The following is a 12,360-nucleotide window of genomic DNA, read 5'->3' as shown; positions in this document are numbered from 1 at the left end:
AGTAAACCCTACTGTATAAGTGGGAATTATATGCGGAGGGATTGTCTTGTCCAAAATTGCGAAAAACTTAACCGAATTGATCGGAAATACGCCTTTGCTGGAGATTGCGAATTTCGCGAGTCTGAATGGGGCAGGAGCGCGGCTGATCGCCAAGCTCGAGTACTTTAACCCTGCCGGGAGCGTCAAAGATCGAATCGGCTTCGCCATGATCAAAGACGCGGAGGAAAAAGGGCTGTTAAATAAGGATTCCGTGATCGTCGAACCGACAAGCGGGAACACGGGCGTCGGTTTGGCGTTCGCTGCCGCTGCGCTCGGATATAAGCTTATCATTACGCTGCCGGAGAGCTTCAGCATCGAACGGCGCAAGCTGCTCATCGCGCTTGGCGCCGAACTGGTTCTTACGCCCGCGAACGAAGGCATGGCTGGAGCGATCCGGAAAGCGGACGAGATCGCCGCGGACAATCCGAACGCCTATGTTCCGCAGCAGTTCAACAATCCGGCCAATCCGGCGATTCACCGGAAGACGACAGCGGAAGAAATCTGGCGGGACACGGACGGGAAGGTTGATATTTTCGTCGCCGGCGTTGGCAGCGGCGGTACGATCGCCGGCGTCGGCAGAGCGTTGAAGGAGAAAAACGAGTCGGTCAGAGTGATCGCGGTCGAACCGAGCGATTCTCCTGTTCTGTCCGGCGGCAGCAAAGGGCTCCATAAGATTCAAGGGATCGGAGCGGGATTCGTGCCAGGTAACTACGATCCTTCGGTCGTCGACGAAGTTTATCCGGTGAGTAATGAAGACGCGTTCGAGACGACTCGGCAATTGGCCCGTAGCGAAGGTTTGCTGGTCGGCATCTCCTCCGGCGCGGCCGCGTACGCGGCATTGCAATTGTCGAGAAAACCGGAAAACAAAGGCAAGAACATCGTCGTCATTCTGCCGGACACGGGCGAAAGATATTTGACGTCAGGGCTGTTCCCGGAAAGCTAACATGCGCTTCATAATACAAACAACGCCGTCCCCGATATCGGGGACGGCGTTTTGTTATGCGACTTAGTTCGAAGTCGAGAGCACGGGTTTACCCCATTTCGTCGCCCAGTTGTCCATCTCATTGAGAACGGTTTTGAATTCGATCCCGCTTTCCGTTAAAGAGTATTCCACGGTTACGGGAACGGTAGGAAACACTTCCCTGTTCACGACGCCGGCCTTCTCCAGCATGCGCAGCGTATCGGTCAGCGACTGGGTGGTGATGACTTTGGTGCTCCTCTGCAATTGTTTGAACCTCATCGGCCCGTTAGACAATTCAGCCATGACTGGAAAAGCCCACTTGGAGCTAAGAATGATCAATGCGTTGCAGATATTAGGGAACGCCTGCGTATTCTGGATCGGTTCCATCTCGATCACCTACTATCAAAATTATAGTTGGTCAATTCATTTGGATAACATCAAAAACATTTGCCTCCTTACATTATGATAGTGTCGCCAATATAATGTCAATTAACGGATCCGTTAGACGAATATAGGCAGTTCGAAAGGATGATCTAGATGAAAAAAATCGGTGTGCTTCTGCTCGCGGTCGGCGCGTTCGTAATGGGTTCGGCGGAATTGATCGTGGGAGGAATCCTGAACGTGATTTCGGACGATCTAAATATTTCGGTATCACTCGCGGGACAACTGATTACCGCATTTTCTTTAGCTTTCGCCATTGGTACTCCGATTATCGTTTCACTTACTTCCCGGGTGAAACGCAAATCGTTGGTTCTCTATTCGCTAGCGGTTTTCTTACTCGGCAATCTAACGACTTACTTAAGCACGGACTTTAGATTGCTCCTTTTGTCGCGGGTTCTCGTCGGCCTGGGAGCAGGCGTCTATACGGTCGTCGCTTTCGGCTCCGCCGCGAAGCTGGTGTCCCGGGATCAGGTCGGGAGGGCGATTAGCGCCATCGTACTGGCGATCAGTTTGTCCATGGTTATCGGCAATCCATTGGGGATCGCCGTCGCCCAATTATGGGACTGGAGGGCGATATTCGCCGGACTTAGCGGTTTGGCACTTATCATTTTAATATTGATTATGAAGAAGATGCCCGAGGTAGAAGGCGATTCTCCCGTCCCGTTTTTCCGCCAATTCGCCGTTCTTAAAAACCTTGTTATTGCCTTAGGATTTATCTTTTCATTTTTTTTCACCACGAGCGCTTCGATCATAAACAGTTATATCGCGCCCTATATACAGAACACGCTTCGTTTAGATACGGCCGAGCTCGGGTGTATGATGCTGGCGTTGGGGCTGTTCAGCGTTATCGGTTCACGAGCCGGGGGGGCATGGACGGACCGATGGGGAGCGCCGCGCTCGATTTATGCAGGATTGTCGCTGTTTCTCGCAACTTCGGCTCTCCTGCCATTCATGAGCGGGTCTACAATGGCAGGTTTACTCTTCCTGCTCGTTTGGATGTTCGCGATGGCGACGAGTATTCCCGCGATTCAAACTTATTTTATCGGTCTGGCCCCGGACAACTCGAACCTCGTACTTGGAATGAACATGTCTATTTTACACTTAGGAGTGGCGATCGGAGCGGGAATCGGGGGAGTAGCGGTTGATGCGCTTTCTACGGTCGAATATCATCCATGGCTGTCGAGTGTGTCGGCTGCGATCAGCTTGGTAGTGGCCGCGTTTTCCATCAGAAAAAGCCGGGAAGAGGGCCGACAAACACCCACCTCTCCGGCTTCCCTTTAAGCTGCGCTCATATGTCCGCGCCTTAATCGCAAGTACGTGTATCCGCACACGATTGAGAGAATAACGATAATCGACATGCCCCAATAAATGTTGCTGTAAGCATGAGTCAGCGTATAATGCTTCTGCCAGCCCAAGGCGCTCGCCGTCATCGCCACGCCGAATGCTCCGCTGAAAAACTGCAATAGCTGAAACAGCCCCAACCCAGACCCGATTTGTTTCGGTTCCAGTATTCTGGACATTTCATTGGAGATGCTGCTCGTCAAAAAAGTAAAACCGATGCTAAGCAGTATATAGATAAACAAAATGGCGGTATAGCCCGAGCCGACGAACAGCGCGAACAAGATAACGGAGGTTAACAAGAGTAGGGGGACATACCGGATAATGGTGTCGTTGCCCCTCAAATCGATAACGCTCCCCACTTTCCGAGACACGATCATCGCAAGCAGCGAACCGGGGAAAATGATCAGACCGGCTTCGATCGCGCTCAAACCGTAATAGCGTACAAGAACTTGTGGAAGCAAGAACAGCGTGGAGAAGCTGCACAAATAGGCAGCAATGCCGACCGCGCCTAACATCAGATAGGTACGGTTGCCAAATAAGGCGGGCAGGACGAAAGGTTCGGCCGCCTTCCGTATTCTTACTGCGAACAGCAGCAACGAAACGATTCCGGCTACGAGCGCGATCCAAGATTGACTCGTCAGAAAAAGTAGTAAACCCGTCGTACCGATTCCCGCGAACAGAGCACCTGGAATGTCGAAAGAGCCTTTAGTAGGCGTTTCTTTCGGAATAAGAGCAGCGAACAACGGCACGAGCAGCAAAGTGATGGCCGTTACGATAAACAAGTAATGCCAGCCCCAATACTCCACGATCGCTCCTCCGGCGACGGGGCCAAGGCCCAGTCCGAGTGATACCGCCGACATAACGGCGGCCATCGCTTTGCCCCGGCGTTCGACCGGCACGTAGCGGGAGATCAGCACGAGCGATAGAGCAGGAATAGAGCCTGCGCCCGAAGCCTGAATCAGGCGAACGAGTAGAACGGCAAGGAAGCTGTTGCTGAAATACCCGGCGATCGCCGCCAAGCTTAACGAAAAGATGCCGATCAGGAAAAGCCTTCTCAATGGGATGAAATCCGAAAGGCGGCTATACGTAATGGATGAAATCGCGAAGACGATGGAATATCCGGTTACGATCCAAGAAGCGGAGGAAGCGGAAAGTCCGAACGCTTCGGAGACTTCGGGCAAAGCGAGATTAAACATCATCGTGTTCATGATGACGAGAACGACGGACACGCCCAAAATCAAGGAGACCAAACCTTCCTTCATGACAGGTCGTTCCTCCTGAACCTCGGGTAAATCGTGTAACGAAGTGGACATTATGGTTTCCCTCACTTTTCTATTTCTAAAGTTCGAATATAATCGAACAATAGAAATATAGCATGGCATATGCTAAAATGCAATTAGAAGTTCACGTAAGGAGGATAAGACGAACGATGAAGATGCTGCATCATCCCGACAAAGTTGATATCCAATTATCCTCGGTTCTTTATGCTTTGAGCGACCCCGTACGTTTGTATATCGTCTCCGAGCTCCGCAGGGAAGGAGAACAGTCTTGCGGAATGATCGACGTACCCGTCGTCAAATCCACGTTATCGCATCACTCCCGGACACTCCGAGAAGCCGGCGTTATTCATGTTCGGGTGCAAGGGACTCAGCGAATGTTGTCTCTGCGTACAGCGGATCTGGAAGACAGGTTTCCCGGATTGTTGAATTCCGTGTTGGACGCGTACGAACGATCCGGAGAGCGAATTGCAATGATTCCGGCTGAAGAATAGGAAGTACCCGCACAGAAAATCGCAAAAATCGCGGTTTTATTTATTAATGACATTAAGTTATATCCCGTTTTGAAACCATTTACAAAACAGAATTCATATATTACTATATTTATGTGGGAAATAAATCCAAATAATTAACCGCCTTTATCATCAGGAGGCGGTTTTCTTTTGGTCAAGTGAATTGCATGAATGGACAGGGGGAAGCCGTCTTGTTTCAATATCGCGATGCCGTCTACGAAGACTTCCCGTTGATCGCCTCATTCCCGCTCAACGAAGATGAAGCCTATTACATGTTTCCAAGCGGGTCGTATCCGCTGGATGTGGAACAACTCCGTCTTAAAGCGGAGGAACGCAAAAGCTTAACGGTCGTCACGGATGCAGGGGAAGTCGTCGGTTACGGCAATCTCTACGATGTGAATCCTGGGGAAGACTGCTGGATCGGAAACGTCATTCTTCGACCTTCCAGCAGAGGAACGGGAGCGGCGAGTTATTTGATCCAGACGCTGATCAATCGGGCGGCCGAGGAACATCGGGTCAAGACGGTTCGTCTGGTTTGCCATAATACGAATACCCGAGCGTTGATCTTTTATTCGAATCTCGGATTCAAGCCGTACGATGTCAGGCTGCCCGAAGGAGCCGCGGCGCGTAAAATCGTCGGAATACGCATGAGTATCCCCGTAGAAGGGCAGGTGACTCTGTGATGCGTACATTAATGATTAGCGATATCCATGGCTGTCAGGAGCCATTTGATCGGCTGCTCCAAGAAATCGGTTACGATTCGGCACGCGATCAACTTGTACTATTGGGAGATTACATAGATCGGGGGCCACGGAGCAAAGAAGTCGTCGAACGGGTGATGGAGCTAGTCGATCGTCACGGCGCAGTCGCGCTGCGAGGTAATCATGATCAGCGGTTGGTCGATCTCATTCGCAAGGATGAAGCTCATATTCGTAAAAAATTCATGGAACACGGCGGCAGACAAACAATCAACAGTTACTTCGATGTCTTAAGCGCGGAGATGAATGAAGAAGCGTTGCTGAAGGCTGTAGATTTCATAAAAGCGAATTACGGACATCATATCGAATTTCTTGAGAGCTTGCCTTATTACTACGAAGACGACAGCCATATTTGTGTCCATGCGGGACTGAACCCGTTATACTCCGAGTGGAAGAAGCAGCCTGCACACGACTTCATGTATATAAAGAACGATTTTATTCGAAATAAGACTAACGTGAACAAGAAAGTGGTATTCGGACATACGAGAGCTGTTGAAATTCACGGAAAATCAGACATTTGGTTTCAAGACGATAAAATCGGCATCGACGGAGGCTGCGCTTACGGCATGCAACTGAACTGTCTGATCTTCGAAGACGGCGCTTATACGACGCGGGCGATTCTCAATCACGGTAGTACAGTGGGTACCTGAAACGTAAGTTAGGAGACGCCTTGGGTTTGAAACTGGATCGCGGGCAAAGAAGAGCAGAAAATAACCAAGCGGCTTAATCGCCTTAGGCGATTAAGCCGCTTGGTTATTTATTCGGGTGGATCATCAACTCGGGACGCACGATCGAGTCGAATTGTTCTTCCGTAAGCAAACCGCTTTCCAAGGCGGCCTCTTTCAACGTCAAACCTTTGCGATGGGCGGTCTTGGCAATTACAGCCGCGTTCTCATAGCCGATATGAGGATTAAGCGCGGTAACTAGCATCAGCGAGCGGTCAAGATGTCCGCGGATAACGGCGATGTTCGCTTCGATCCCGATGGCGCAATGGTCGTTCCAGGAATGGATCGCATCGGACAATAATCGCGCCGATTGCAGGAAATTGAAGATAATGACCGGCTTAAACACGTTCAACTCGAAGTTTCCCTGGCTCGCGGCGATTCCGATTGTCGCGTCGTTGCCCATCACTTGGGCGACGACCATCGTCAACGCTTCCGATTGCGTCGGATTCACCTTGCCCGGCATAATCGAGCTTCCGGGCTCGTTGGCGGGAATCGTAATCTCGCCGATCCCGCTGCGCGGACCGCTGGCAAGCCATCTGACGTCATTGGCAATCTTCATGAGATCGGCGGCCAGAGCCTTTAACGCACCGTGAACATGGACAAGCTCGTCGTGGCTCGTCAGCGCATGGAATTTGTTCGCGGCGGACCGAAACGTCTTGCCGCTTAGCTCGGAAAGACTCACCGCCACTTTAGAACCGAAGAGCGGGTGGGCGTTAATTCCCGTACCGACAGCGGTTCCTCCTATGGCAAGCTCCTGTAAATATACCAAGCTGTCCTTAATCATTGCTTCTGATTTGTCCAGCATCCGCACCCAACCGCTCATCTCTTGCCCGAGTGTAAGCGGGGTAGCGTCCTGCAAATGCGTCCGCCCGATTTTGATGACGTCCTCGAAAACCCGACTCTTGTCCTCTAATGTCTTCTTCAGTTTACGAATCGCGGGAAGGACCCGATCTTCGACGGCGATCAAAGCAGCGATATGCATGGCGGTCGGAAAGGTGTCGTTGGAGCTTTGCGACATATTCACGTCGTCGTTCGGATGAACCTTTCGATCGCTTCCACTTGTGGCGAGCAGTTGGTTGGCGCGGCGGGCGATCACCTCGTTTACGTTCATATTCGACTGCGTGCCGCTGCCGGTCTGCCAGACAGCCAGAGGGAAGTGATCGTCCCACTTGCCCTGCAGCACCTCGTTCGCGGCTTCCACGATCGCACCGGCTTTATCCGCGTCCAATTTACCCAGCTCCTCGTTCACAAGCGCGGCGCTTTTCTTCAGCAGCGCAAATACGCGGATGAGCTCAAGCGGCATTATTTCCGTTCCGATCCGGAAGTTGTCCAAGCTTCGCTGCGTCTGCGCGCCCCACAGCTTATCCGAGGGGACTTGAACTTCTCCCAGCGAGTCTTTCTCGATTCGATATTCCATAACGCGCCTCCAATCATATTGGGGAAGAGAGCATTTGGAAATAGCTTTATTCTAATGCTTTAAAATTAAACACAATTCGTTCAACAAAATCGATTAATCACATTAACTAAATCTTGATTTCAATTGCGATACATAATAAAAATTATGTAAACTTAAATGACCCAAAGAAGGCAATCCCGCCGCTGTAACGGTCTGTGAGACTGTTATATCACCCAAAGTGTGTAATCTCGCTGTTGTAACGGTCTGTGAGACCGTTATATCACTCAAAGTGGGCAAACACACCGTTGTAACGGTCTGTGAGACTGTTATATCACCCAAAGTGTGTAATCCCGCTGTTGTAACGGTCTGTGAGACCGTTATATCACCCAAAGTAGGCAATCCCGCCGCTGTAACGGTCTGTGAGACCGTTGTATTACCCAAAGTAGGCAACCCCGCCACTGTAACGGTCTGGGAGACCGTTACAGTCGACGGCAATCGTGCTATTGCTCTTCTTGACGTCGGTCGATCGCTTCGGCCATCGTCTTATCGGTCAGATGGGCGTAAATCTGCGTCGTCTCGGGCGACGCGTGCCCGAGTTGCTCCTGCGTTTTGTAGAGGTCGTTGCTTAAGTAATAATCGGTAGCGAAAGAGTGTCTCAGTTTATGTACGGAGAGGTAGGGCTTGCCGAAACGTTTGGCGTACTTGATGACCATTTCCTGAATGGCCCGCTTTGTCATTCGGGATCCTTCTTTTTTGCCATTGGCAATGGCCAGGAACATCGCTTTCTCCCTCTTGGGAGTTTTGTACCTCGTATCCCGCTGTCCCAAATAGTCCTCGAGATCGGGAATGGCATCTTGGCGGAAGTAGACGGGCGTCTTAAACGTGTCATCGTTTTTACCTTTGCGGAAGACGTACAGAAGTCGCTTCTTGATATCGATGTCGTCCAGGTTCAGGTTCACGACCTCCGACACCCGCAATCCGGAATTCAGGATCAGGCTGACGATGCAGCAATCACGGATCCGGTTCAGATCATGGGCGTACAGCGCTTGCTTGTTCGTCGCCACGTCGTGGGCGTAGTCTTGTTTAATATAGTTAATAAATTCGATAATTTCCTGTTCCTGCAGCAGTTTCCCTTCCAGTTTCGCCGCGGTGTCTTTCGGCTTATGCGTACGTTTAACCGACACTTTGGCCATTACGTTACGTTTCAGCAGCGGGTAAAATTCATCGTCCTCGGCGATCTGGCTGAGGTAGTGGAACAATGAGCGAAGAGAGCTCAGCTTGCGGGAGATTGTCGTTCTCGTATTCGCGCTGTCTTTTTTCGTAGCAAGAAACATTCGAAAATGATCCACGCTGTCCATGTGCAGACGTTCAAGATCCTGGAGCGGAACATCGCCCATCTTGCCAGCGGAGGTTAACCCTTCGGCCATCAGCCACGACAAAAAAATCTCGTAATCCCTGACGTACTCCAGCAGAGAGGAGGGAGAGAGATCGGGCAGCTTGTAGTTGATGAATTTATCTACGTACCACGGCATCGCCGGAATGCGGCGTTCGAGTTCTTCGCGGTCTTTGCGCTTTTGCAAGTTCATGTCATCACCTCATTCTGGTTAATTTTACTGTATAATCGCTTCGTTTGACAGACGGAGTTTGATACAATAAGGTCATTAGGCTCAAGGGCCAATTACACAAAAGATAACATAACAAATATTATGTAAACTAATTGGGGATTACAGAATGATTAATGTCATTAACTACGAGCATCATATCGAACAAGAAGCTTTGTCTTTTATTCGCCAATTCTATGAAGAAACCGGTCGTGCTACCCAAGAATGCGAGGAAAGAACGACAGAGGTCGTTGCGGCATTGCGTGAAACGGGTACATACATCCATACGCCGGAGGAGTTGGCGTACGGGGCAAAAGTCGCATGGCGCAATAACGCCAAATGCATCGGTCGCCTGTTCTGGGAGTCTCTGGAAGTGATCGACGAACGGTGCGCGGACACTGAGGAAGCGATCGCGGACGCGTTAATCCGGCATATCGACTATGCGACGAACGAAGGCCGCATTCGGCCTACGATTACGGTGTTCGCACCGCAGAATCCGGACGGAAGCAGCATCCGGATCTGGAATCACCAATTGATCCGTTATGCGGGATACCGGAAGCAAGACGGAATAGTCGGCGATCCCGCTTCCGTTGATTTTACGGAAGAAGCTATGAAACTAGGTTGGAGAGGGCAAGGAACGAAATACGACGTATTGCCTCTGGTCATTCAGATGTTCGAACGCGCGCCGAAATGGTTTACCGTCCCCGAAAACTGCATCAAAGAAGTTCCGTTAGTGCACCCCGAAATCGCGGGCTTTGCCGATTTGAACTTAAAGTGGTACGCGGTGCCGATCTTGTCGGATATGGCTCTCGAAATCGGAGGGATCAGGTATTCGGCGGCGCCGTTTAACGGTTGGTACATGGGAACGGAGATCGGAGCGCGCAACTTGGCGGATTCGGACCGATACGACGAACTTCCGGCGATCGCAGATCTGCTCGGCTTAGACCGCTCGACGAATACGACGTTATGGAAAGATCGGGTGCTGCTGGAGTTGAATACGTCCGTTATTCATTCCTATAAGACTTCGGGAGTCAGCATCGTCGATCATCATACCGCGGCCGATCAATTCATGCGCTTCATGAAGCGCGAGCAAGAGCAAGGACGCGACGTGAACGCGAGATGGTCGTGGCTGATACCGCCGATGTCGCCTGCAGCGACGCCGGTCTGGCATCATAGCGAATTAAAGGAAAATCGCGTCCGGCCCGATTACGTGACTCAGGAACGACCCTATTAAATGAATACGAAGGAGAGAACTCCAATGGCTATCGTACAAGTGACTATCGTGCCTCTTGGCACGGGATCGACGAGCGTCGGCGAGTACGTCGCTGACGTATTGCGGGTACTGGAAGCATATGGCGAACGAGTTAAGTACGAACTGACGCCGATGAGCACGATTATCGAAGGAGAGCTTGACGACTTGCTCGATGTCGTGCGGAGGATGCATGAAGTGCCATTCGCCAAAGGCGCGATGCGGGTATCGACGTCGCTTACGATCGATGACCGAAGGGATGTTAAAGGTACGATGGAACAGAAGCTACGCTCGGTCGAGGAGAAGCTGAAGTTGTAGGCCGCCCCGTATTCCGGGAACTTACTTAAATGAAAGGTTGATGCAGTTGCATCGCATCATGATTTGTGAGGATGATCCGAAGCTCTCGTCGATTCTAAAGTCGAATCTTGAGAAGTATGGCTTCGATACAGGTGTCGTCGAGAACTTCGATCGCGTGCTTGATTATTTCCAAAGCTATGATCCCCATCTCGTCCTGATGGACGTCAATCTGCCTAAATTCGACGGCTTCTATTGGTGCAGACAGATCCGCTCGGTCTCCACATGCCAGATCTTGTTTATCTCTGCCCGCTCCGGGGAAATGGATCAAGTGATGGCTCTGGAGTACGGAGGGGACGATTACATCACGAAGCCTTTTCATATGGAAGTCGTCATGGCAAAAATCCGCAGCCAGCTCAGGCGAGCATTCGGCGAATACGCCCCGCAAACGGAAGAAAGAATCGTGAAGCTGTCCGGCTTGCAGCTATTTCCGGAAAGGCTTGAATTGGAGCTGCGAGGCACCTCCAGTCCGCTGACGAAGAAGGAAGCCGTGCTGCTAGAAATGCTGATGCATCAATCTCCACGTGTCGTTAGTCGCGAAGCTATGCTGGAGAAGTTATGGGACGATCAAGCTTTCGTTGACGAAAATACGCTTAACGTGAATATTGCCCGATTGCGCAAGAAATTACAGGAGTTCGGCATCGACGAAGGGCTTGAAACCGTTCGAGGCGCGGGTTACCGAATGATACCCGTATGGGAGGAGTAACGCCCGGATGAGACTTTTCCTGCGAGAACATCTGCCGCTTATGATCCTGCAAACCGTCTTGTTGCTCATGGTGCTGCTCGTCTACTGGTTGGACGGGTATCGCAATCTGCGAACCGGACTTTATTCCGTTTTTCTGGGTATCGTATGTGTTATCGGCTATTTGATCTTTCGATATGTTACGCATCAGTCATTATATCGCCGGTTGACGGAGCCGTTAAATACGTTGGACGATTCCATACACGGGATCGGGGCCGCACCGCTGTCCGAAGCGGTCGATACAATGCTGAAAGCGCAATACAGTCATTACCAGAACGAGCTTAAGCAAGCTGAGAAATCCCGCAACGACCATCTGGTCTTCATGAACCAATGGGTTCATCAGATGAAGACGCCGCTGTCTGTCATTCGACTGACGATGGAGGAAGAGAACGACTCGCGCGCTGCGAGCGTACTGGAGGAGACGGATCGGATGGAAAGGGGGCTGGAGACCGTTCTATATGCGGCTCGGCTCGAAACCTTCGATCGCGATTTCCAAGTCGGGTCGATCTCTCTGAAGGTGGTCGCGGAGCAGGCGATTCACGATCATAAAAGATATTTTATCGGCAGCAAAGTGTATCCCGAGCTTATCGCAGACGCTTCGCTCTATGTCGAGAGCGACGAGAAATGGCTCGGTTTCATGGTTGGCCAGCTTGTCACCAATGCGATCAAATATTCCGCGGATTCCCATCAGAAGGTAACGTTTAAGGCTTACGCCAGAGGAAGTGAAGCCGTTCTGGAAATCCGTGACCGCGGAATCGGAATTCCCCAGGCCGACCTCAAACGCGTGTTCCAGCCTTTCTTCACCGGAGACAACGGTCGCAAATTCCGAGAGTCGACCGGGATGGGGCTATATTTCGTACGGGAAATCGCCGCTAGGCTCGGCCATCGAATCGAGTTGGAGTCCGAAGTCGGTTTCGGCACGATCGTCAGAATCGTTTTTTCGTCATACCTTACAAAGATGTAA

General features: G+C 51.1%; 13 protein-coding genes. 9 read left to right on the top strand and 4 right to left on the bottom strand.

What is annotated here, in order from left to right; genetic code table 11:
* Nucleotides 1-46 precede the first annotated feature (46 nt).
* Nucleotides 47-982: a cysteine synthase A gene (cysK, locus tag FPZ45_RS07160; protein WP_144699871.1), complete on the top strand. Its 936-nt coding sequence runs from the start codon at nucleotides 47-49 to the stop codon at nucleotides 980-982.
* 63 nt (nucleotides 983-1,045) lie between these two features.
* Here cysK and FPZ45_RS07155 read toward each other — a convergent pair whose 3' ends face one another.
* Nucleotides 1,046-1,387 carry a winged helix-turn-helix transcriptional regulator gene (locus FPZ45_RS07155; protein ID WP_144699869.1) on the bottom strand — a complete coding sequence of 114 codons (342 nt, stop codon included), beginning with the start codon at nucleotides 1,385-1,387 and terminating at the stop codon, nucleotides 1,046-1,048.
* A gap of 150 nt (nucleotides 1,388-1,537) precedes the next feature.
* On the opposite strand from FPZ45_RS07155, the gene FPZ45_RS07150 reads away from it, so the two are divergent.
* Nucleotides 1,538-2,722 carry an MFS transporter gene (locus FPZ45_RS07150; protein WP_144699867.1) on the top strand — a complete coding sequence of 395 codons (1,185 nt, stop codon included), beginning with the start codon at nucleotides 1,538-1,540 and terminating at the stop codon, nucleotides 2,720-2,722.
* On the opposite strand, the gene FPZ45_RS07145 is transcribed toward FPZ45_RS07150, so the two are convergent.
* Nucleotides 2,719-4,044, bottom strand: coding sequence for an MFS transporter (locus FPZ45_RS07145; protein WP_246120351.1), 1,326 nt, complete (start codon nucleotides 4,042-4,044; stop codon nucleotides 2,719-2,721). The two genes, FPZ45_RS07150 and FPZ45_RS07145, sit on opposite strands and share 4 nt — an antisense overlap.
* A 167-nt stretch (nucleotides 4,045-4,211) precedes the next feature.
* Between FPZ45_RS07145 and FPZ45_RS07140 the strand changes: the two genes are divergently transcribed.
* The 3 genes from FPZ45_RS07140 to FPZ45_RS07130 all read left to right on the top strand — a co-directional run bounded on the left by FPZ45_RS07140 (nucleotide 4,212) and on the right by FPZ45_RS07130 (nucleotide 5,979).
* A complete protein-coding gene (locus FPZ45_RS07140) occupies nucleotides 4,212-4,553 on the top strand; it encodes an ArsR/SmtB family transcription factor (RefSeq protein ID WP_144699863.1) in 342 nt (113 codons plus the stop codon).
* 209 nt (nucleotides 4,554-4,762) lie between these two features.
* A complete protein-coding gene (locus FPZ45_RS07135) occupies nucleotides 4,763-5,254 on the top strand; it encodes a GNAT family N-acetyltransferase (RefSeq protein WP_186438268.1) in 492 nt (163 codons plus the stop codon).
* Nucleotides 5,254-5,979 (top strand): metallophosphoesterase family protein, encoded by a 726-nt coding sequence (locus FPZ45_RS07130; protein ID WP_342780026.1) that lies wholly within the window; start codon nucleotides 5,254-5,256, stop codon nucleotides 5,977-5,979. Before FPZ45_RS07135 ends, FPZ45_RS07130 begins: the two co-directional genes overlap by 1 nt.
* Before the next feature lie 103 nt (nucleotides 5,980-6,082).
* On the opposite strand, the gene fumC is transcribed toward FPZ45_RS07130, so the two are convergent.
* Both fumC and xerS read right to left on the bottom strand, forming a co-directional pair.
* The gene (gene fumC, locus FPZ45_RS07125; protein ID WP_144699857.1) at nucleotides 6,083-7,471 is read right to left on the bottom strand and encodes a class II fumarate hydratase; all 1,389 of its coding nucleotides are present in this window, start codon (nucleotides 7,469-7,471) and stop codon (nucleotides 6,083-6,085) included.
* Nucleotides 7,472-7,950: 479 nt separating this feature from the next.
* The gene (xerS, locus tag FPZ45_RS07120; RefSeq protein ID WP_144699855.1) at nucleotides 7,951-9,036 is read right to left on the bottom strand and encodes a tyrosine recombinase XerS; all 1,086 of its coding nucleotides are present in this window, start codon (nucleotides 9,034-9,036) and stop codon (nucleotides 7,951-7,953) included.
* A 145-nt stretch (nucleotides 9,037-9,181) separates the two neighbouring features.
* On the opposite strand from xerS, the gene FPZ45_RS07115 reads away from it, so the two are divergent.
* From FPZ45_RS07115 to FPZ45_RS07100, 4 genes are read left to right on the top strand one after another with little or no spacing between them, the layout of a single operon-like run.
* Nucleotides 9,182-10,285 (top strand): nitric oxide synthase oxygenase, encoded by a 1,104-nt coding sequence (locus FPZ45_RS07115; protein WP_144699853.1) that lies wholly within the window; start codon nucleotides 9,182-9,184, stop codon nucleotides 10,283-10,285.
* A gap of 24 nt (nucleotides 10,286-10,309) precedes the next feature.
* Nucleotides 10,310-10,618, top strand: coding sequence for an MTH1187 family thiamine-binding protein (locus tag FPZ45_RS07110; protein WP_144699851.1), 309 nt, complete (start codon nucleotides 10,310-10,312; stop codon nucleotides 10,616-10,618).
* 46 nt (nucleotides 10,619-10,664) lie between these two features.
* The gene (locus tag FPZ45_RS07105; RefSeq protein ID WP_186438267.1) at nucleotides 10,665-11,360 is read left to right on the top strand and encodes a response regulator transcription factor; all 696 of its coding nucleotides are present in this window, start codon (nucleotides 10,665-10,667) and stop codon (nucleotides 11,358-11,360) included.
* 7 nt (nucleotides 11,361-11,367) lie between these two features.
* Entirely contained in the window at nucleotides 11,368-12,360 is a 993-nt protein-coding gene (locus FPZ45_RS07100; protein ID WP_144699849.1) for a sensor histidine kinase, read from the top strand.

It is taken from the genome of Cohnella terricola, from assembly GCF_007786475.1.
In the GTDB taxonomy this organism is placed as follows: domain Bacteria; phylum Bacillota; class Bacilli; order Paenibacillales; family Paenibacillaceae; genus Cohnella; species Cohnella terricola.
Note: the sequence above shows the minus strand (reverse complement) of the source record. Positions and strands in the feature narration are given on the sequence as shown.